General features: G+C 71.8%; 17 protein-coding genes. 10 read left to right on the top strand and 7 right to left on the bottom strand.

What is annotated here, in order from left to right; genetic code table 11:
- Positions 1-188 precede the first annotated feature (188 nt).
- Positions 189-836, bottom strand: a complete 648-nt coding sequence (locus tag AB0P41_RS28870; RefSeq protein ID WP_356714778.1) for a TetR/AcrR family transcriptional regulator — start codon at positions 834-836, stop codon at positions 189-191.
- Positions 837-999: 163 nt separating this feature from the next.
- On the opposite strand from AB0P41_RS28870, the gene AB0P41_RS28875 reads away from it, so the two are divergent.
- The 3 genes from AB0P41_RS28875 to AB0P41_RS28885 all read left to right on the top strand — a co-directional run bounded on the left by AB0P41_RS28875 (position 1,000) and on the right by AB0P41_RS28885 (position 4,909).
- Positions 1,000-1,815: a phosphatase PAP2 family protein gene (locus AB0P41_RS28875; RefSeq protein ID WP_356714777.1), complete on the top strand. Its 816-nt coding sequence runs from the start codon at positions 1,000-1,002 to the stop codon at positions 1,813-1,815.
- Positions 1,812-2,807 carry a DMT family transporter gene (locus AB0P41_RS28880; RefSeq protein WP_365934962.1) on the top strand — a complete coding sequence of 332 codons (996 nt, stop codon included), beginning with the start codon at positions 1,812-1,814 and terminating at the stop codon, positions 2,805-2,807. Before AB0P41_RS28875 ends, AB0P41_RS28880 begins: the two co-directional genes overlap by 4 nt.
- A 557-nt stretch (positions 2,808-3,364) precedes the next feature.
- Positions 3,365-4,909: a hypothetical protein gene (locus AB0P41_RS28885; protein ID WP_356714775.1), complete on the top strand. Its 1,545-nt coding sequence runs from the start codon at positions 3,365-3,367 to the stop codon at positions 4,907-4,909.
- Between the two features lie 16 nt (positions 4,910-4,925).
- Here AB0P41_RS28885 and AB0P41_RS28890 read toward each other — a convergent pair whose 3' ends face one another.
- Positions 4,926-5,522, bottom strand: a complete 597-nt coding sequence (locus AB0P41_RS28890; protein ID WP_365934964.1) for a PadR family transcriptional regulator — start codon at positions 5,520-5,522, stop codon at positions 4,926-4,928.
- A gap of 33 nt (positions 5,523-5,555) precedes the next feature.
- The gene (locus AB0P41_RS28895) at positions 5,556-7,571 is read right to left on the bottom strand and encodes an NADPH-dependent 2,4-dienoyl-CoA reductase (RefSeq protein WP_365935058.1); all 2,016 of its coding nucleotides are present in this window, start codon (positions 7,569-7,571) and stop codon (positions 5,556-5,558) included.
- Between the two features lie 206 nt (positions 7,572-7,777).
- Between AB0P41_RS28895 and AB0P41_RS28900 the strand changes: the two genes are divergently transcribed.
- Both AB0P41_RS28900 and AB0P41_RS28905 read left to right on the top strand, forming a co-directional pair.
- Positions 7,778-8,314, top strand: coding sequence for a DoxX family membrane protein (locus AB0P41_RS28900; protein ID WP_365934966.1), 537 nt, complete (start codon positions 7,778-7,780; stop codon positions 8,312-8,314).
- A 42-nt stretch (positions 8,315-8,356) separates the two neighbouring features.
- Positions 8,357-9,205 carry a DUF1206 domain-containing protein gene (locus tag AB0P41_RS28905; protein ID WP_356714772.1) on the top strand — a complete coding sequence of 283 codons (849 nt, stop codon included), beginning with the start codon at positions 8,357-8,359 and terminating at the stop codon, positions 9,203-9,205.
- 18 nt (positions 9,206-9,223) lie between these two features.
- Here AB0P41_RS28905 and AB0P41_RS28910 read toward each other — a convergent pair whose 3' ends face one another.
- From AB0P41_RS28910 to AB0P41_RS28920, 3 genes are all read right to left on the bottom strand, one after another.
- Positions 9,224-10,603 carry a deoxyribodipyrimidine photo-lyase gene (locus AB0P41_RS28910; protein WP_365934969.1) on the bottom strand — a complete coding sequence of 460 codons (1,380 nt, stop codon included), beginning with the start codon at positions 10,601-10,603 and terminating at the stop codon, positions 9,224-9,226.
- Positions 10,600-12,111, bottom strand: coding sequence for an SDR family oxidoreductase (locus AB0P41_RS28915; protein WP_365934971.1), 1,512 nt, complete (start codon positions 12,109-12,111; stop codon positions 10,600-10,602). The genes AB0P41_RS28910 and AB0P41_RS28915 overlap by 4 nt, the downstream gene beginning before the upstream one ends.
- 108 nt (positions 12,112-12,219) lie before the next feature.
- On the bottom strand, positions 12,220-12,459 hold the full coding sequence (locus AB0P41_RS28920) for a twin-arginine translocase TatA/TatE family subunit (RefSeq protein WP_356714769.1): 240 nt from the start codon (positions 12,457-12,459) through the stop codon (positions 12,220-12,222).
- A 178-nt stretch (positions 12,460-12,637) separates the two neighbouring features.
- Between AB0P41_RS28920 and AB0P41_RS28925 the strand changes: the two genes are divergently transcribed.
- From AB0P41_RS28925 to AB0P41_RS28945, 5 genes are all read left to right on the top strand, one after another.
- Positions 12,638-13,132, top strand: coding sequence for a MarR family winged helix-turn-helix transcriptional regulator (locus AB0P41_RS28925; protein ID WP_365934973.1), 495 nt, complete (start codon positions 12,638-12,640; stop codon positions 13,130-13,132).
- Between the two features lie 95 nt (positions 13,133-13,227).
- The gene (locus AB0P41_RS28930) at positions 13,228-15,360 is read left to right on the top strand and encodes an MMPL family transporter (protein ID WP_365934975.1); all 2,133 of its coding nucleotides are present in this window, start codon (positions 13,228-13,230) and stop codon (positions 15,358-15,360) included.
- Between the two features lie 86 nt (positions 15,361-15,446).
- Positions 15,447-16,115: a TetR family transcriptional regulator gene (locus AB0P41_RS28935; protein ID WP_356714766.1), complete on the top strand. Its 669-nt coding sequence runs from the start codon at positions 15,447-15,449 to the stop codon at positions 16,113-16,115.
- Positions 16,112-16,888 (top strand): SDR family NAD(P)-dependent oxidoreductase, encoded by a 777-nt coding sequence (locus tag AB0P41_RS28940; RefSeq protein WP_356714765.1) that lies wholly within the window; start codon positions 16,112-16,114, stop codon positions 16,886-16,888. The genes AB0P41_RS28935 and AB0P41_RS28940 overlap by 4 nt, the downstream gene beginning before the upstream one ends.
- A 63-nt stretch (positions 16,889-16,951) precedes the next feature.
- Positions 16,952-17,992, top strand: a complete 1,041-nt coding sequence (locus AB0P41_RS28945; protein ID WP_356714764.1) for an NAD(P)-dependent alcohol dehydrogenase — start codon at positions 16,952-16,954, stop codon at positions 17,990-17,992.
- A gap of 58 nt (positions 17,993-18,050) precedes the next feature.
- Here AB0P41_RS28945 and AB0P41_RS28950 read toward each other — a convergent pair whose 3' ends face one another.
- Entirely contained in the window at positions 18,051-19,535 is a 1,485-nt protein-coding gene (locus AB0P41_RS28950) for a SulP family inorganic anion transporter (RefSeq protein ID WP_365934978.1), read from the bottom strand.
- Positions 19,536-19,669: the final 134 nt, after the last annotated feature.

Here is a 19,669-nt window from a genome sequence, read left to right on the forward strand (position 1 = left end):
TGTTTTTGTGGGGTTTCGAAAGGTCCCGGTGCAACAAAAAACCCCTCGTGCCGTGAGGCAAGCGAGGGGAGCGCGCCGGTGCGGTCTCCTCGGAGACCACCGGCCGGCCGGGCGTGCGCCGACCCCGTCCCCACGGTGCGGCGCGCGGGCGGACCGCCGTCATCCGCTCGGACGACGGTCCACGTTCATCAGGTCCCGCTTCCCCGGGGAGCGGGTGGGGAGGCGGGGAGGCCGAGTGCCGGAAGCACGGCGCACTCGATGAAGCGGGTGAGGAAGGCGGCGTCGTCGGGGTGCCGTCCCTCCAGGAGCGGCCGGACGCGCATGACGCCGAGCATCTGGGCGGCCACGTAGTCGGCCGCGGGGTTGTCGGCGTCGATCTCGCCGCGCCGGACGGCTCGTTCGACCATGGCGTCGAAGGCGGCGATGGCCGGGGCGATCAGTGTGGAGCGGAGTGCGCAGAGCAGGTCGGGATTCTGGAGCGCGGCATGGCTGAGGGCGTGCATCAGGGCGGTGTCCTCGCCGGACGCCGCGTCCACCACCCGCGCCGCCTCGTGCAGATCGCCGCTCAGGCTGCCGGTGTCGATGTCCGAGAACCGGGTCTTGCGGCTGCCGTGCAGCGCGGCGACTACCAGCTCCGGTTTGGATCCCCACTGGCGGTAGAGCGTGGACTTCCCGCACCGGGTGCGCGAGGCGACGCCCTCCATCGTCAGTGAGTCGTAGCCGCTCTCCCGCAGGAGTTCCAGCACGGCGGTGTACAGCTCCTGCGCCCGTTCCGGTGTGATCTTCGACCGGCGTGACGCGGGTACGGACTCCTGTGCTGAACCGGGCGACGGCATCTGCTTCCCTCTCTGCGACTCTGCGGCTGGGGACCCTCGATACGCCAGTGTACCGATACGCGCGTGTACCGATACGCCGACGTATCGGTACACTGGCGTATCGATACGGTGTGGACTGTCCACGCCGACGTCGTAACAGCGCACCGTCAGCAAAGGGGCACGGGTGATGCACACCCGCAGCGAGCCTGCGGAGCGGGAGCCGGACGCCTCAGCCCGACCGCCCCTCGTCCGCGAGCTGCTTCTGATAGCCGGACTCTTCCTGGCCTACAAACTCGGCCGCCAGGCCGCGAACGGCCATGTCGAGGCGGCCTTCCACAACGCCGGCCACGTCTGGAACTTCGAGAGGGCTCTCGGCCTTCCCGGCGAGGGGGCCGTGCAAGGCGTTCTGCTGCACAGCGACACGCTCGTCGAGGCGGCGAACACCTACTACGCGACCGTGCACTTCCCGGCCACGGTGGCGTTCCTGGTCTGGCTGTACTGGCGCCGCCCGCGCCACTACGTCTGGTCACGCCGCGTCCTGGCCGCGCTCACCGGCGCCGCGCTCGCCCTGCATCTGCTCTTCCCGCTCGCCCCGCCGCGCATGCTGCACGCCGCCGGTCTCGTCGACACCGGGCAGGTCTACGGGCCGACCGTGTACGGCGAGACGCCCGCGACCGACTCGATGGCCAACCAGTTCGCGGCCATGCCCTCACTGCACTTCGGCTGGGCCCTGGCGGTCGCCGTGGGACTGATCGTCGCCACCCGCTCCCGGTGGAGCCTGCTGTGGCTGCTGCACCCCCTGCTCACCCTGTTCGTCGTCGTGGGCACCGCCAACCACTACTGGCTCGACGTGATCGTGGTCTCCGCCCTGCTCGCCGTCGCGTACGCCGCGCTCAGGCTGCCGCGCACCCCGGTCCGCACGCACCTGCCGTGGCCGGCCGCCGTCCCGCCGCAGAACTACGCGTCCCCCGCGTACGCACGATCCGGAGCGCGCCGATGAACGCCACACTCATAGCCGTCGCGCTCTCCCTCGTCTCCGCCGGCGCCTACGCGGCCGCCGCGGTCGCCCAGGCCCGGCTGGCCGGCCGGACCGACCCCTCCGCCGGGGCGCTGCGCCTGATGGGCCGCGGGGCCTGGTGGTCGGCGGTCGGCCTGAACGCCGGCGGTGCGCTGCTGCACGTCGCCGCGCTGAAGTACGGACCGCTCACCCTGGTCCAGCCGCTCGGCGCGCTCACGCTCGTCGCCGCCGTCCCGCTCGGCGCCCGTTCCGCCGGCCGACGGGTCAGCCGTACGGAGTGGCGCGGCACGCTCCTCACGCTCGTCGGCCTCGCCGCGCTGCTCCTGGCCGCGGGCGGCGCTGCGCCGCACGACACGCTGAGCCTCCCCGAGGCGCTGGGCGTCGGGGCGGTGACCATGGCGCTCGTCGCCGCGCTCAGCCGCCCGGGCACCCGGCCCGGACTCCGGCACGCCGCCGCCTCCGGCATCACGTCCGGGGTGGCCTCCGCCCTCACCCAGACCCTCACGGTCGCCGCGACCGACCACTCGGGCCCGCTGCTGAGCTGGCGGCTGGTGACCGTGGCGGTGCTCGTCTCCTTCTTCGCCCTGGGCGGCCTGATGCTGTCCCAGACCGCCTACCGGGGCGGCCTCGGCGCCCCGCTCGCCGTGGTCACCCTCGCCAACCCGGTCGCGGCCGCCGCGATCGGCCTGATCCTGCTCGGCGAGCGCATCCAGGGCGGCCTGCTCGGCCTGCTCCCCGCGCTCATCGGCGCCTGCGCCGCCGTGGAGGGCGTGATCCTGCTCAGCCGTGCGCAGGCGCGGAGCTCCGCCGGGGCCGTCACCGCGCCGGCCGGGGTGACTCCCGCGCCGCCCGCCGTCACCGGGCGGCCGTCCAGGGTCGTCATCACCGGTGGGGTCGTCACCGCCCCACGCACCGCCGAGCCGCTCACGCTGCGTCCCGAACCGGTCGGGTCCCCGGGCAGCGGGCCCGGCTAGGGCTTGTCCGGCCCGTCAGGCGACCCGGCTGCGGCGGCTGCGGCAGGCTGAGCCCGCCGACGCATCCGCAGCCCTCCGTACGGCTCTGCCACCTCGGTGAATCGGTCACCCTAACGGGGTAATGCCCGACAGATCACGGGATAGTACCTTAGGTATGGCAACGACGAAGGCACATGACTGAGCCTCAGCTTTGCCCAGGTCCGAGCGCCCGACGCGGTTTGCGCAGCGCCAGAAGCACAGTCGTGAATACGGGCCGACACGGCCGCTTCTGCTTCCCACCCCAAGGACACGACCGGCTGCGGGAACACGCAGCTGGATGACGATCGACGTCAGGTCAGCCACGGCCGGTGCGCGGTCCGCCAGGCTGTCTTCTTCCACTCCCCGGTCGCGCGGCCGGCTTCCGATCCGCCGGTATCGCTCGACGCGCCTGCCCCCGCTCGCCCTTCATCCGTTTCGGCCGCAGAGCCGGCGGACCACCCCCGCGTGCTCAAGCGCGCCCGAGTGGTGTGGCGCACACCGTTGCCACCACCACTGGACCCCACAGAAGGAGTTGGCCCATGAGTGAATGCGGCTGCGGGCAGTCCCCGATCGTCATCGGGGGTTGCAAGCCCTCCAAGCCGGACTGTCCTCCCACTGCCTGCTCCGGTTCCAAGCCGGACTGTCCCCCCGCTGCCTGTCCCGGCTCCAAGCCGTGCGAGCACTGCGAGACGACCCCCCTGCGCGACTCCGCGCCGTACCGGGTCGCCGCGACCGCGAGCAGCACCGACCCGACGCCGTACTACACCATCGCCAACACCCATGCCGCACTGGACCCTGCCGTGGCCCAGACCATCCTGGACAGCGGCACGGGCACGTTCCCGGCCGACGACGGGACGCACAACGGCCAGCACACCTGGCTCGCGGGCGTCGTGCGCATCGACCCCACGACGTTGCGCGGGGACCCCACCAGCGTCACGATCAGCGCCTCGGTCCACGTCCACAACGACGGCAGGAGCACCGCCTGCCAGCTCTACGGCCGCTTCGCGCTGTGGAACGGCACGACCTCGATCCGCACCGATCTCCTGGGCCCACCCGATCTGCCGGCCGGTGGCGACGACAACGGTGTCATCCCGCCTACCACCGTGCCCCTCGCGGACGTCCTCGCGGGAAAGGTCGTCGTCGAACTCAACCTGGAAACAGGCAACGACGACACCTGCCGAGTCGGCCCCAAGCAGTGGACCGTCGACAGCTTCGTCCTCACCGTCCAGGCGTCCGCCCCGGGCTGCGGCAGGCCGTTCCTCCGTACGACCTGCCGCGACTGCGACGGCGCGGTCACCTGCACGACCGACACCCTCGACGGCTCGACCCTCTACGCCCCGGTCCCGCCGGTCATCCCCGTCGCCTCCTGCGGGAACGGATGCGCCACCGCCTGCCCTCCGTGTCTCTCCACCGACCGGGGGAACGCCATCATCCGGGGCAGCGACGGGTGTCTGTACGCGCCCGACACACCTGCTCTGGACCCGTCCCCGTGCAACGCCGCACGGAACACGACCGGTGGGCTGCTCGTGCCGCGGATCGGGCTGGCGGGTATCGCTCCCGGCGGCAACACCAGCACCCGGCGGTCGGTGGACATCGACGTCACCGGGACGCCCGGCTGCCCCGAAAGGTGGGAGATCGGCGCCCGCCTCACGCCGGTGAGCGCGTTTCTCAACTCCGAGCGCCAGCACGCCAACCTCCTGGCCCGGACCGGTGCCGACGTACCGATCCCCGAGTCCGACATCGTGCTCCCGGAAGCCGGGGTCTACCACATCGACAGCGACGTGCGGTACGCGCTCGGTTCCGCCACGGGCGGCAGCGGCTACATCGTCGGCTGGCTCAGGGACGAGACCACGGACACCCTCCTGACGAGCTTCACCCAGATCGCGGCGATCAACGCGGACAGGCAGGAGCAGCAGGGCGGAACCACACACATCATGACCGAGTACACGGTCGCCTCCGGCCCCCGGACGGTCCGGCTGCACCTGATGTTCGTCCTCACCGGCGGCAAGATCTCCAACGCCGAGGCCGGCGGCACCGACAGCAACGGCGCTACCCGGATGCGCTTCCTCAAGGTCAGGGATTAGGAAGTCGCCTGTCGCATCAGCGGCCGGGCAGTTCCCAGGAGACGCCGTCAGGCCGGGGCGGCTGTGCGCCGGCCCCCGGCCCGGAACCCTCCAGGTCGTCGATCGCCCTGGTCAGCCAGCCCGTCCAGAACGTCTCCAGATCGATGCCGCCACGCAGTACCAGATGACGCAGCCGGTCCTCCTCGGTGGTCCGCTCCGGAGGGAAGTCCCGTTTCTCGATCTCCAGGTACTCCGCCAGCTGCTTCCGGTGCAGCACCAGATGTCTGCGCAGCTCCCCGGCCAGCCCCGGGGCGCCGACCACGGCGGCCGCCCGCATCCTCAGCAGCAGGGGATCGCGTACCGGCCGCGGATCCTCGGACAGCGACACCCACGCCGTCAGCGCCTCGCGGCCGGCGGGCAGCACCTCGTACTCCTTCCTCTGCCCACGCGCCGGCTGCGCGGCCGGGAGGACCCGGATGTGCCCGGCCTGCACAAGCTTCCCCAGTTCGCGGTAAATCTGCTGGTGCGTGGACGGCCAGAAGTAGCCGATCGACCGGTCGAACCTCCGGGTCAGTTCGAGACCGGACGACGGCTTCTCGAGCAGGGCCGTGAGGATCGCGTGCGGGAGTGACATGCAGTGCATCCTAGAGACGGCGCGAGCGGGTGATCACAGCTCCGCGGCGAGCTCCGTGCCCTGACGGATCGCACGCTTGGCGTCGAGTTCCGCCGCCACGTCGGCGCCGCCGATCAGATGCGCCGGACGGCCCGCGGCGAGCAGTTCCTCGTACAGCTCACGCCGCGGCTCCTGGCCCGCGCACAGCACCACGGTGTCGACCGGCAGCAGGTGCTGCTCGCCGTCCACGGTGAGGTGCAGGCCCTCGTCGTCGATCAGGTCGTACGACGCGCCCGCGATCATCGTCACCCCGCGGTGGCGCAGCTCGGTCCGGTGGATCCAGCCGGTCGTCTTCCCCAGCCCCGCACCGACCTTGCTCGCCTTGCGCTGGATCAGATGGACCGTGCGCGGGGACTTCGGGCGCTCCGGGGCCCGCAGCCCGCCCCGGTCCGCGTACTCCGTGTCCACGCCCCACTGCCGGAAGAAGACCTCCGGGTCCAGACTCGCCGCGTCGCCCCCGTCGGTCAGGAACTCGGCGACGTCGAAGCCGATCCCGCCCGCCCCGACGACCGCCACCCGGTCACCGACCTGCGCGCCGCCCCTCAGGACGTCCAGATAGCTCACCACGCTGGAGTGCCCGACGCCGGGGATCGCGGGGGTGCGGGGCTCGACCCCGGTGGCCAGGACGACCTCGTCGAAGCCGTCGAGCGCGGTGGACGTGGCCCGGGTGCCGAGCCGGAGCTCGACTCCCTCCTCGGAGAGCCGCGTACGGAAGTAGCGCAGCGTCTCGTCGAACTCCTCCTTGCCGGGCACCCGGCGCGCGACGTTCAGCTGGCCGCCGATCTCGTCGGCCGCGTCGAACAGGGTCACCGCGTGCCCGCGCTCGGAGGCCGTGACCGCGCAGGCCAGTCCGGCCGGTCCGGCGCCGACCACCGCGACGCGCTTGCGGACCCGGGTCGGTGCGAGCACCAGTTCGGTCTCGTGGCAGGCGCGCGGATTCACCAGGCAGGAGGTGATCCGCAGGCTGAAGATGTGGTCCAGACAGGCCTGGTTGCAGCCGATGCAGGTGTTGATGGCGTCGGCGCGGCCCTCGGCCGCCTTGGCGACGAAGTCGGGATCGGCGAGGAAGGGCCTCGCCATCGACACCATGTCCGCGCGGCCCGAGGCGAGGACCTCCTCCGCCAGCTCCGGGGTGTTGATGCGGTTGCTGGTCACCAGCGGCACGGAGACCGCGCCCCGCACCTTCTCCGTCACCCAGGTGAAGGCGCCGCGCGGCACGGAGGTCGCGATGGTCGGGATGCGGGCCTCGTGCCAGCCGATCCCGGTGTTGATGATGGTCGCCCCGGCCGCCTCGATCTCGCGGGCGAGCCGGACGACCTCCTCCAGCGTGGAACCACCGGGCACGAGGTCCAGCATGGACAGCCGGTAGATCAGGATGAAGTCGGGGCCGACCCGCTCACGCACGCGGCGCACGATCTCGACGGGGAAGCGGATGCGGTTCTCGTACGAACCGCCCCAGCGGTCCTCCCGGTGGTTCGTCGCCGCGACGATGAACTCGTTGATCAGATAGCCCTCCGAGCCCATGATCTCGACGCCGTCGTAGCCCGCCCGGCGCGCGAGCTCCGCGGCCCGGACGAATTCCTCGATGGTCTCCTCGACCTCGTCGTCGTCGAGCGCGTGCGGGGTGAACGCGCTGATCGGGGCCTTGAGCGCGCTCGGCGCCACCAGGTCGGGGTGGTGGGCGTAGCGCCCGGAGTGCAGGATCTGCATCGCGATCCTGCCACCCGCAGCGTGCACGGCCGCCGTGACCTCGGAGTGCTGTTCCGCCTCGGCCTCGGTGGTCATCTTGGCGCCGCCGGGGAAGGAGCACGCGCGCTCGCTCGGCGCGATCCCCCCGGTGACCATGAGGCCCACCCCACCGCGTGCGCGCGCCGCGTAGAACGCGGCCATCCGCTCGAAGCCGTGCTCGACCTCCTCGAGACCGATGTGCATCGACCCCATCAGCACCCGGTTGGGGAGCGTGGTGAAGCCGAGGTCGAGCGGGCTCAGCAGGGTGGGGTACGGGCTCATCCGGGTCTCCTCGCAGGTGTCGTCGAGCCAGTTGTAGACCACCCGAGCGCCATTGTGCAACTAGTTGCACAATGGCGTACGTCGCAGTTCCCGCAAGGCCCGACGCACGGATGGAGTAACACCGGCGACCCCTGCGGCCCGCCCCGGACGAGAGTGGTTCCGTACGGCTCACCGCCGCTGCTCCTCCTTGTCGACAGGAGACACCCATGGCCTGTACCAACCGACGCGACCTCGGCCTTCTCGTACTCAGGCTCGGCACGGGTGCCGTCCTGGCGGCCCACGGCAGCCAGAAACTGGGCGGGTGGTTCGGCGGGGGAGGCATCCAGGGGACCACCGCGGCGATGGAGGCCATGGGCTTCCACCCGCCGAAGCACAGCGCCCTGGCGGCCGGACTCGGTGAGGCCGGAGGCGGGGTCCTGCTGGCGCTCGGCCTCGCCACCCCCGCGGCGGGTGCCGCAGCGGCGGGCACGATGGCGGGTGCCGTCGCCGTGCACGCACCCGCGGGGTTCTTCGCCATGGGCGGCGGCTACGAGTACCCGGCGTTCCTCGGCTTCGCCGCCGCCGCGATCGGCGTGACGGGGGCCGGCCGCTACTCCCTGGACCATGCCACCGGGCACGTCCTCGACCGCCCGTGGGTCATGGCACTCGCGTTCGCGGGCAGCGCCCTCGGGGCGGCCGCCGTGGTCGGCCGCCGCGCCAAGGGTCAGGCCGCGCAGGACGAGCCGGCGGAAGAGGGCGCGTAACTCCTCCGCATCGATCGTCGATTCAGGGGCACCAGGCAGTGCATGAATGCGAACGCGCTGTCGATGAACGCACGCGGCAAGGCGAGACGGGCCTCGCGCAGCCGGGCCATGGACGTGGGTGCCCGCGCCGGCTTCGTGGCGCGCGGGGTGATCTACCTCCTGGTGGGAGTCCTGGCCCTGCGCATCGCCTTCCCCGACGGAGGCGGAGGCGGGAAGCAGGCCGACCGCGGTGGCGTCATCGCGGAGATCGCCGAGAAGCCGTTCGGGAGCATCCTCCTTCTCGTACTCGGTGTGGCGCTGGCGGGTATGGCGGTGTGGCGGCTCTCCGAGGCGGCCTTCGGCCAGGCGGGCCCCGAAGGCGACAAGCCCGGCAAACGCGCCATGGCAGCCGCACGCTCCGTCTTCTACGCCTTCGTGTCGTTCTCCGTGCTCTCCTACGCGCTCGGCGACAAGGGCAGCGGCAGCGGATCGAGCGACCGTCAGACCGACGACGTCACGGCGCGGGTCCTCCAGTGGACCGGCGGTCAGTGGATCGTGGGGATCGCCGGTGCCGTGGTGGTCGGCGCGGGTCTGTGGATGGCCTACCGCGCCCTCGCACGCAAGTACCACAAGCACCTGAAGATGGGCGGCATGACCAAGAAGACCCGTCAGGCCGTCGACGTCGTGGGCGTCCTGGGCGGCACCGTCCGTGGCGCGGTCTTCGTCACAGCGGGCGGGTTCGCCGTGGCCGCCGCCGTCCGGCACGAACCGGGCCGCGCCAAGGGCATGGACGACACCCTGCGTTCCTTCACGGAGACGCCCGCAGGGCCCTGGCTGCTCGTCCTCGTCGCCGTCGGGCTGGCCGCCTTCGGCCTCTTCTCCTGGGCCAACGCCCGCTGGCGCAAGGTCTGACCGGGACGCCACCCGGGCTCAGTCCAGCCCCCGCGCCTCCTTGAACCTGGCCAGCCCTTCCGGGAGCGTGACGACCGGCTCCGGGTAGTCGTAGCGCCCGCGCTCCCGTCCGGGAAGTTTCCACGGCTCGTGCACGGCGGACCCGGAGACCCCGGCGAGCTCGGGTACCCAGCGGCGTACGTACGCACCGTCGGGGTCGTACCGCCTGGCCTGAGTCACCGGGTTGAGCACCCGGTTGGGCCGGCTGTCCGTGCCCGTGCCGGCCACCCACTGCCAGTTGAGCTGGTTGTTCGCGATGTCCCCGTCGACCAGCAGCTCCAGGAAGTGGCGCGCTCCGGTCCGCCAGTCCACGTACAGCGTCTTGGCGAGGAAGCTCGCCGTCAGCAGCCGCCCGCGGTTGTGCATCCAGCCCTCGTGGAGGAGCTGGCGCATGGCGGCGTCCACCACCGGATAGCCCGTGCGGCCCTCCTTCCAGGCGGCCGTGTCGTCCTCCGCCGCCGGCCCGGTCCGCCAACGGTCCTGCCGGGGACGGTAGTCGGCGCGGGCGGCCGCCGGGCGGTTGGCCAGGACCTGCCGGTGGAAGTCCCGCCAGCACACCTGCCGTACGAAGGCGTCCGCACCCGGTCCGCCCGCGGCGCGGGCACGGTGGACCACCTCGGTGGGGGAGAGCGTGCCGAAGTGGAGGTGCGGCGAGAGCCGCGAGGTGGCGTCGCCCGCGAGGTCGTCGTGACGGTCCTCGTACGACCCGAGACCGTGACGGCACCAGGCGGCGAACAGCCTGCGTCCCTCGGCCTCGCCGCCCCCGGCAAGGCCCGGGGACAACCCCCGCAGGCCGGCACGCGAGGGCAGCGCGGCGGACGCCAGGCCCTCCGGTACGCGCACGGTGCGAGGCGCCCGGAAGGGTGAGCGGAGCCCTTCCTCGGACCACCGCCGGAAGTACGGGGTGAAGACGGCGAAGTGGTCCCTGCCCGCCCCGGAGGGGACGACCGCACCGGGCGGGACGACATCGGCCGTCGCGTCGTGCACGCTCAGCCGGCAGCGTACGGAGGCGAGAGCCTCGCGCAGCCGTTCCTCCCGCCGCTGCGCGTAGGCGCTCATGCCCGCCGCCACGTGGACCGCCTCCGCCCCCGTCCCGGCGACGACCCGTCCGACCTCGTCGGCCACGTCCCCCTCGCGGACGATCAGGCGCCCGCCGCGCTCGCGGAGCCCCGCGTCCAAATCCCGGAGGCAGTCGGCCAGGAACGCGCGCCGGTTCGGAGCGCCGAACCCGGCGGCCTGAACGCCCTCGTCGAGAACGAAGAGAGGAACCACCTCGTCCGCCGAAGCGAGCGCCGAGTGCAGCGGCGGATGGTCGTGCAACCGCAGATCCGAAGTGAACAGGACGATCGCCACGGTCATGCCGGGCCACCCCCCGTGCCACGGCCCGCCGCCAGCGCGATGTTGCGGGCCATCCCGCCGAAGACCACGGCGTGGAAGGGCGACACGCTCCACCAGTAGGCGTGGCCGAGGAGTCCGGACGGGTGGAAGACGGCCCGCTGCCGGTAGCGCGACCGGCCGTCCTCGCCCTTCTCCGCGTACATCTCCAGCCAGGCCAAACCCGGCAGTCGCATCTCCGCGCGCAGCCGGAGCAGCCGGCCGGGCTCGATCTCCTCGACCCGCCAGAAATCCAGCGAGTCCCCGACCCGCAGCCGTTGGGCGTCCCGCCTGCCCCGGCGCAGGCCCACGCCGCCCACCAGCCGGTCCAGCCAGCCCCTGACCGCCCAGGCCGGCGGGAAGGAGTACCAGCCGTTCTCACCGCCGATCCCCTCGATGACCCGCCACAGGGCCTCGGGGGATGCGTCCACATCGCGCTCACGTACATCGGTGTAGAGGCTCCCGCCCGCCCAGTCGGGGTCGGTGGGGAGTGGATCACTGGGAATGCCCGGGGTGGATGCGGAGGACCACCGCGTCGTCACCCTCGCCTCGCGCACTCTCTGCAGTGCGAGCGTGAGGGCGGTGGCGAAGGAGAAGGGCTGCCCTGGGCCGTCCGGCACATGACCGGCGATGTCGTGCTCCTGGCACACGACTTCGTAGCGCAGGGACTCCGCGAGCGGGCGGGCGATGGACGCGGGCACGGGAGTGATCAGCCCGACCCAGTGGCTGGACAGGCCCGGCGAGAGCATCGGCACCGGCAGGATCAGCCGGTGGGGGAGCCCGGCGACCTGGGCGTACTTCTGCATCATGTCGCGGTACGTCATGACGTCGGGTCCGCCGATGTCGAAGGCGCGGTTCACATCGGCGGGCATGTGCGCACTGCCCACGAGGTAACGCAGCACGTCCCGCACTGCGATGGGCTGGATCCGTGTCGACACCCAGCTGGGGGTGACCATGACAGGCAACCGCTCGGTGAGATAGCGCAGCATCTCGAAGGACGCCGAACCGGAACCGATGATGACCGCGGCGCGCAGTACGGTCGTCGGTACCCCGGAATCGAGCAGGATGCGCCCGACCTCGGCGCGCGAGCGCAGATGCGGGGACAGCTCCCTCTCGGGGATGTCCGGGGGTGTGAGCCCGCCCAGATAGACGATGCGCCGGACGCCGGCCGCCTTCGCCCGCTCGGCGAAGTTCCGTGCCGCGTCGCGGTCGGTCCTCTCGAAGTCCGGCCCGGTGGCCAGCGCGTGGACCAGGTAGTACGCGACGTCGATGTCACGCATCGCCGCGCCCAGGGACTCCGCGTCGGTCACGTCCCCCTTGACCACCTCGGCCTCGCCCGCCCACGGATGGTCCCGCAGCTTCTCAGGGGTCCGCGCCAGGCAGCGCACCCGGTGGCCGGCCCCCAGGAGTGCGGGTACGAGGCGGCCGCCGATGTAGCCCGTCGCGCCCGTCACCAGGCACCGTGGCCCGCCGCTGTCGTCCTTGCTCTCCATGGCGCCTCGCTCCGGCTCGGGTCTCCTCCGTCCACGGTCTCCCCGTGGGGGCGGATCCGCTCGCGGACACGCCGAGGCCCACCCCTGCGGGTGGCGGAGCGGCAGGGCTCAGCGAGGCTCGGGCTTCTCGGTGGCCGTCCCCCTGATGACGCGCGGGTCGTTCGCCCCGTCGGCCGGAGGGTCCGCGGGAACCGTGGGGGAGATGCCGTCGGACTTCAGGGCCCGGGCCTCGCTCTTGAGGATCCGGGCCGACTTGCCCAGGGAACGTGCGAGTTCGGGGAGCTTCCTGGCACCGAAGATCAGGACCGCGATGATGAGGAAGATCGCGATCTCACTGATTCCGAACATGACGGCTGTCTTCTCCCTGGTGGGTGTGAGGAGCTCTCCCGGCAGTCCGGGACTCCCCGGTCCGCGGCGGCGCGCCAAATCTACAGCACTGTAGAAGCCCACGGCAGGGTGTCCGGCGGACCGGGCGCTCCCCCTGTCCCGAGGCCGCAGTGCGGTCGTGCGCGCCTAGTATGGGGCGGTGGACAGTGCAGACGGCCCTCGCGACGGATCGGGCGCGGATACGGCGGGGGTGTCGGATCTCCAGGCTCTCGCCGCGCAGTTGCGCCGGATGAACAGTGAGATCAACCGACTGGTCCACGCCTTCGCCCACGCGCAGGGCCTGCACGCCACGGACGTACAGGCGCTCGGGGCGATCCTCGACGCGGACACGCCGCTGACTCCGGGACGGCTGCGTGAGCACCTCGGCCTGACGTCCGGCGCGGTCACCGCGTGCCTGGACCGGCTGGAGCGCTCGGGTCACATCAGGCGCGCACGCGAGAGCTCCGACCGCCGGGTCGTGCATCTCCACTACGAGCCCGGCGCCAAGGCGGCCGCGCGCTCGTTCTTCATGCCCCTCGCGGAAGCGGCGGCAGGGGCGCGTTCCGCGTCGGCGCCCCAGGAGTTGGAGGCCACGCTCCGCTTCCTCGGCCGGATGAACGGTGAACTCGCCCGTATGCAGGTGCCTCGGCGCTGAACCGCCGTGCCGGTGGGAGGCTGGACTGTGCGGCATGTAATCTCAATCATTGAGATACATCATGATTGAGAGATCGCGGCCGACCCAGGAGTGCCATGTCCACCGCATCGAGGCCGGTCCGCCGGCTGGTTCTTGTCCCTGTGTTCCTCGTCCTCGCCTGGCTCGTCGTCGGCGGCGCCTTCGGTCCGTACGCCGGGAAGCTCGGGGAGGTGGCCACGAACGACCAGGCCGCGTTCCTGCCGCAGAGCGCGGAGTCCACCCGGGTCATCGAGGCCCAGAAGGCGTTCAGCAAGCAGGAGACCGTGCCCGCCGTCGTGGTCTGGACGTCGGCCGACGAGGGTGAGGAGCTCGGCCCGGAGCAGCAGAAGGCGGCCACGGCCGCCCTCGCCTCGGCGAAGGACGGTCCCGGAGCCGCCGGCCGGGTGAGCCCGGCGCTGCCGTCCGAGGACGGCCGAGCGCTGGAAGGCGTGGTCCAGCTGCGGCCGGACCTGGGGGACGAACTCCCGAACGCCCTCGCCCATGTCCGGAGCCTCGCTGAGGACGTCCCGGGGACGGTGGTCGGGCTCGCGGGCCCCGCGGCCTCCCAGGCCGACCTGTCCGACGCCTTCGCCGGAATCGACGGACTGCTGCTGGGCGTCGCCCTGGTGACCGTGCTCGTCATCCTGCTCCTGGTCTACCGGAGCGTCCTGCTCCCTCTGATCATCATCATCGGCGCGGTCTTCGCACTCGGCGTCGCCTGCGCGATCGTCTACGTACTGGCCGACCACGACATCGTCCGGGTCGACGGGCAGGTCCAGGGCATCCTGTCGATCCTGGTCATCGGAGCCGCCACCGACTACGCGCTGCTGCTCACCGCGCGGTTCCGTGAGGAGCTCGGGCGGAAGCCCGACAAGTGGACCGCGATGCGCGCGGCACTCCGTGAATCCGCGGGCCCGATCACGGCCAGCGCCGCCACCGTGGCGCTGGGGCTCCTCGCGCTCCTGCTCAGCGACCTGACCAACAACCGCGCCCTCGGACCCGTGGGCGCCATCGGCATCGTGTGCTCCGTCCTGAGCGCTCTGACCTTCCTGCCCGCCGTCCTGGTCCTGCTGGGCCGGGCCGCGTACTGGCCGTCGGGCCCGAAGAAGGGCGGGGCCGAGGCCGATTCCGGTGCGAAGGGGATCTGGCCGAGGATCGCGGCGCTGGTCGACCGCTCCCCGCGCAAGGTGTGGGCCGTCACGCTGGTCGGCCTCCTCGCCTGCGCGGCCTTCATGCCCACGCTGAACTCCAAGGGGGTACCCCTCAAGGAGATCTTCGTCAACGACGCGCCGTCCGTCGCTGCGCAGGAGACCCTGAGCCGCCACTTCCCCGGCGGATCGGGCAACCCCGCCGTCGTGATCGCCGCCGCGGACCGGTCCAAGCAGGTCGTCGCGGCCGCCGAGGAGGTACCCGGGGTCGCGGGCGTCTCCGTCATGACCGTCTCCGGACAGCCGGGCGGCGGGGAACCGCTCGTCGTGGACGGGCGCGTCCGCGTGGACGCGACCCTCGCGGACACGGCGGACAGCGACGCCGCCAAGGAGACGGTCACGCGGCTGCGCGACGCGGTCCACGCCGTACCCGGCGCCGAGGCACTCGTCGGCGGCTACACCGCACAGCAGTACGACACCCAGAGGACCGCGGAGCACGACCGCAACATCATCGTGCCCGTGGTGCTGGTCATCATCCTCGTCATCCTCATCGGTCTGCTCCGCTCGCTGCTGATGCCGCTCCTGCTCGTGGCCACGGTGGCGCTCAACTTCCTGGCCACACTGGGCATCTCGTCCCTCGTCTTCGAGCATGTCTTCGGCTTCAGCGGCACCGACTCCTCCGTGCCGCTGTACGGATTCGTGTTCCTGGTCGCCCTCGGCGTGGACTACAACATCTTCCTGATGTCCCGCGTCCGCGAGGAGTCCCTGATCCACGGCACCCGGCAGGGTGTGCTGCGTGGGCTGACCACCACGGGCGGGGTCATCACCTCCGCCGGTGTCGTCCTGGCGGCCACCTTCGCCGCCCTGGGGGTCATCCCGCTCGCCTTCCTCGTCCAGATCGCGTTCATCGTCGCGTTCGGCGTCCTGCTCGACACCCTCGTCGTGCGCTCGCTCCTGGTGCCGGCGCTGGTGAGGGACATCGGACCCGTCGCCTGGTGGCCGGGCGCGCTGAGCCGGAGCCGCGAGGACGCGCCGGGGGAAGAGACGAAAACCCTGGCGTGACGCCGGGGCGGCACGGCCTCCGGAGGCGTTGATGTCCCGGTGGGGCAGAAGTCCCACCGGGACATTTTAAGGTGTACGATGCATCTATGAATGCGACAGGGAAGGTCCCGGAACGGCGCAGCCGCAAGGCGCGCAGGACGCGGGACGCGCTGGCGCGGAACGCGTTCGATCTCGTACTCGAACGTGGTCTGCGGAGCGTGACGGTCGAGGAGATCGCGCAGGCGGCAGATGTCGACCGGCGCACCTTCAGCCGGTACTTCCCGAGCAAGGAGGCCGCCGTCCTCGACGCAGTGCGGGGCGACGGCGACAGGATCAACCGAGCGCTCCGCGAGCGCCCCCTGGCCGAACCGCCGCTCACCGCCTACCGCCGGGCCGTCCTCGACTGGCTCGACGACCCGGAGGCGGAGCCCTGGCACGTGCGGCCACGCATCTTCGACCTGCTGCGCATGGCCGAGGAGGAACCCACTCTGTACGCGGCGTACCACCACATCCGGGTGGACGCCCAGGAGGAGTCGGTGGCGATTCTCGCGGAACGGCTCGGTGCCGACCCACGGCAGGACCTCCGTCCCGCCGTGGCCGTCGCCGCGGGAGCTGGAGCGCTCCTCGCGGCCCAGGCGGCCTGGGTGCGGGGCGGCCGGCCGGCCGCCCTGCCCGAGTTCGTCGTACACGCCTTCGACGCCCTCTCCGCGAACCTGCTGGAACCCCGGCAGGACGGGCCGGCGCCCCACAGCACCACGCAAGGAAGCACACCATGAGCACCACCCTCCCCACCGCCTACGCAGCGGAGTTCGCCGGCAAGGTCGCCTTCATCACCGGCGGAGCGTCCGGCATCGGCCTCGCCCTCTCCCGGAGGCTCGCCGCGAGCGGCGCCTCCGTCGTCGTCGCCGACTACAACGAGGAGAGCGCGCGCAAGGCCGCCGACGAGCTGAAGGCCACCGGCGCCCGCGCCGCCGCGGTCGCCCTCGACGTCACCGACCCCGCCTCCGTCGAGGCCGGCGTGCGCTTCGCCGTCGACACCTTCGGCGCCCTGCACCTCGCCGTGAACAACGCCGGCATCGGCGGCCCCTCGCAGCCCACCGGTGAGTACGGGATCGAGGACTGGAACAAGGTCGTCACCACCAACCTCAGCGGCGTCTTCTACTCGATGCGGTACGAGCTCCCGGCCATCCTCGCCTCGGGCGGCGGCGCCGTTGTCAACATGTCGTCGATCCTCGGCACCAACGGTTTCGCGGGCTCCCCGGCCTATGTCGCGGCCAAGCACGGCGTCGTCGGCCTCACCAAGACCGCCGCACTCGAATACGCGGCACAGAACGTACGTATCAACGCGGTCGGCCCCGGTTTCATCGACACCCCGCTGCTCCGCGACACCGACTCCCCGGCGCGTGACCACCTGATCTCCCTGCATCCGGCCGGCCGTCTCGGCACGTCGGAGGAGGTCGCCGAGCTCACCGCCTTCCTGCTCTCGGACCGCGCCTCCTTCGTCCACGGCAGCTACCACCTGGTGGACGGCGGCTACTCCGCGTCCTGACCCCCGAGTGGCGCACCGCCACCACGAGGGTCACAAAGGAAGTACGGAGAACGAAGGAGAGACATGAAAGCCGTCCAGTACCGCACCGTCGGCGCCGCCCCCGAGGTCGTCGAGATACCCGAGCCCGTGGCGGGGCCCGGCCAGATCCTGCTGAAGGTCAGCGCCGCCGGTGTCTGCCACTCGGACATCGCCGTGATGAGCTGGCCCGCCGAGGGGTTCCCCTACGAGCTGCCGCTCACACTCGGTCACGAGGGCGTCGGTACGGTCGCCGCCCTCGGCGAGGGCGCCGAAGGCGTCTCGGTGGGAGACGCGGTCGCCGTCTACGGCCCGTGGGGCTGCGGCACCTGCGTGAACTGCGCGGAGGGACGGGAGAACTACTGCCTGCGCGCCGCCGACCTCGGCATCAACCCGCCCGGCCTGGGCAACCCGGGCGCCATGGCCGAGTACATGATCGTCGACGACGTCCGTCATCTGACGCCCATCGGCGACCTGGACCCGGTCAGGACCGTCTCGCTGACCGACGCGGGCCTCACCCCGTACCACGCGATCAAGCGCTCGCTGCCGAAGCTCACCCCCGGCGCCACCGCCGTGGTCATCGGGACCGGCGGCCTCGGTCACGTCGCCATCCAGCTGCTGCGCGCCATGACCGCCGTACGGGTCATCGCGCTGGACGTCACCGAGGAGAAGCTGGCACTCGCCCGCACCGTCGGCGCCCACGAGGCGGTCCTGTCCGACGAGAACGCCGCCGCCAGGGTCCGCGAGCTCACCGGCGGCATCGGTGCCCAGGTCGTCCTCGACTTCGTCGGCGCCGAGCCGACCGTGAAGGCGGCCGGTGCGATGGCCTCCGTGGACAGTGACGTCACCATCGTCGGCATCGGAGGCGGTCTGCTGCCCGTCGGGTTCGGTGTCCTGCCGTTCGCCACCTCGGTCTCCGCGCCGTACTGGGGCTCGCGCAGGGAGCTCGCCGAAGTCATCGAGCTCGCCCACGCCGGTGCCGTCGAGGTCCACGTCGAGACGTACTCCATCGACGAGGCCCCGCTCGCCTACGAGCGGCTCCACGCCGGCAAGATCAACGGCCGCGCGGTCATCCTGCCCAACGGCTGACCGCCGGGACGACTCGCCGGGACGCCCGAGGAGGGTGCCCGGCGAGTCGTCCGCGCTCTCAGGGAGCGGCCGTGACCACGTCGGACCGGGTCAGCCGCACGGGTTCGGTGCCGGACGAGCTGTGCCGCTCGGCCCAGTTCTCCAGCGCCGTACGGCAGGCGTGGTCGAGATGGTGCAGACCGGAGAGGTCCAGCGAGATCGGCCGGTCCTTGGGAAGGGCCTCCAGGCTGTCGAGTATCTTCGGCAGCCGCAGAAAGGTCGCGTTGCCCGACAGACGGGCCCGGACCCCGTCGGGATTGCTGTCGACGATCTCCAGCTTGATGTGCGAGGCGTCCCAGGCAGCCTTGGCCACCGACAGGGCCAGACCGGTCAGAACTCCTTCGAACATGTTCACCGTCACGATCGCCACCGCCGTGACGACCAGGATCACCGCCTCACCACGGTGCGCCCGCCACAGCGTCACGAGCGTGCGCCGGGGGATCAGCTTCCATCCGGCGTGGATGAGGATGCCGGCGAGGGCGGGCAGGGGGATGAGGCCCAGCGCGGACGGAAGGAGCGCCGCGAACAGGAGCAGCCACACACCGTGCAGCACCCGGGAGGCCCGTGTCCGCGCACCCGCCTGCACGTTGGCCGAGCTGCGCACGATGACCGCGGTCATCGGCAGCGCGCCCAGGAGTCCGCACACGGTGTTGCCCGTGCCCTGGGCCATCAGCTCCTTGTCGTACTGGGTACGAGGACCGTCGTGCAGCCGGTCCACCGCGGCCGCGCTGAACAGGCTCTCCGCGGAGGCGATCAGGGTGAACGCCGCCACGGTCCCGAGCAGGCTCAGGCTCGCGAGCCCGCCGAACTCCGAGAGCGCGGGGCTCTGGACGGCGTCCACGAGCCCCTGGACCCGGACGGTCTCGACCGGCAGTCCGAACGCCAGTGAGGCGAGGGTGGCGAGCGCGACCGCGGCGAGTGCGCCCGGGACGGCCCGCACCCGCTTCGGCATCCTGTTCCACCCCACCATCAGGGCGATCGTCCCGGCGCCCACCGCGAGCGAGGCGAGAGCCGCGGGACTGGTCACGCTGTCGGCCAGCAGCCCGGGGATGCCGGCCATCTTGCCCGTACCGGAGAGCGGCGCCTCGACACCGGCGGCGGCGTAGAGCTGACCCGCGATCAGGACGAGGCCGATGCCCGCGAGCATGCCCTCGACCACCGAGACCGAGATCGCCCGGAACCAGCGGCCCAGCCGCAGCGCGCCCATGGCGAGCTGGAGCAGCCCCGCCGTCAGCACGATGACTCCGAGCGCGGGCAGCCCGAAGGACTGGACGGCTTCGAAGACGAGCACGGTGAGGCCGGCGGCCGGTCCCGACACCTGGAGACTGCTGCCGCGCATGAGGCCGGTGACGAGACCGCCCACGATGCCGGTGATCAGCCCCAGTTCCGCCGGGACCCCCGACGCGACGGCCACGCCCACGCACAGCGGCAGAGCGACGAGGAAGACAACGAGTGACGCGGCGAAATCCTGCCGCAGATGAGGGAATTTGGAGACCTTGTCCATGGCGGCCCTCATCCCGTGCGGAAGGGGGCCGAGCGCCCGTTGCCGGGCGGGGGTGCCCAGACGACGCTGTCGCTGATGCGTAGGACTTCTGTCCGGGAGTGATCGACGAGGGATTGCATACCAGTGGTTCCTCC

This window comes from Streptomyces sp. NPDC079167, from assembly GCF_040686735.1.
Lineage (GTDB): Bacteria > Actinomycetota > Actinomycetes > Streptomycetales > Streptomycetaceae > Streptomyces.

Bases quoted from the DNA above. Each gene is read 5' to 3' on its own strand.
- AB0P41_RS28890 (WP_365934964.1), bottom strand. From the start codon at position 5,522: ATGTCACTCCCGCACGCGATCCTCACGGCCCTGCTCGAGAAGCCGTCG.
- AB0P41_RS28920 (WP_356714769.1), bottom strand. From the start codon at position 12,459: ATGTTCGGAATCAGTGAGATCGCGATCTTCCTCATCATCGCGGTCCTG.
- AB0P41_RS28915 (WP_365934971.1), bottom strand. From the start codon at position 12,111: ATGGAGAGCAAGGACGACAGCGGCGGGCCACGGTGCCTGGTGACGGGC.
- AB0P41_RS28880 (WP_365934962.1), top strand. From the start codon at position 1,812: ATGAACGCCACACTCATAGCCGTCGCGCTCTCCCTCGTCTCCGCCGGC.
- AB0P41_RS28910 (WP_365934969.1), bottom strand. From the start codon at position 10,603: ATGACCGTGGCGATCGTCCTGTTCACTTCGGATCTGCGGTTGCACGAC.
- AB0P41_RS28950 (WP_365934978.1), bottom strand. From the start codon at position 19,535: ATGGACAAGGTCTCCAAATTCCCTCATCTGCGGCAGGATTTCGCCGCG.
- AB0P41_RS28935 (WP_356714766.1), top strand. From the start codon at position 15,447: ATGAATGCGACAGGGAAGGTCCCGGAACGGCGCAGCCGCAAGGCGCGC.
- AB0P41_RS28905 (WP_356714772.1), top strand. From the start codon at position 8,357: ATGAATGCGAACGCGCTGTCGATGAACGCACGCGGCAAGGCGAGACGG.
- AB0P41_RS28945 (WP_356714764.1), top strand. From the start codon at position 16,952: ATGAAAGCCGTCCAGTACCGCACCGTCGGCGCCGCCCCCGAGGTCGTC.
- AB0P41_RS28900 (WP_365934966.1), top strand. From the start codon at position 7,778: ATGGCCTGTACCAACCGACGCGACCTCGGCCTTCTCGTACTCAGGCTC.
- AB0P41_RS28885 (WP_356714775.1), top strand. From the start codon at position 3,365: ATGAGTGAATGCGGCTGCGGGCAGTCCCCGATCGTCATCGGGGGTTGC.
- AB0P41_RS28895 (WP_365935058.1), bottom strand. From the start codon at position 7,571: ATGAGCCCGTACCCCACCCTGCTGAGCCCGCTCGACCTCGGCTTCACC.
- AB0P41_RS28940 (WP_356714765.1), top strand. From the start codon at position 16,112: ATGAGCACCACCCTCCCCACCGCCTACGCAGCGGAGTTCGCCGGCAAG.
- AB0P41_RS28870 (WP_356714778.1), bottom strand. From the start codon at position 836: ATGCCGTCGCCCGGTTCAGCACAGGAGTCCGTACCCGCGTCACGCCGG.
- AB0P41_RS28930 (WP_365934975.1), top strand. From the start codon at position 13,228: ATGTCCACCGCATCGAGGCCGGTCCGCCGGCTGGTTCTTGTCCCTGTG.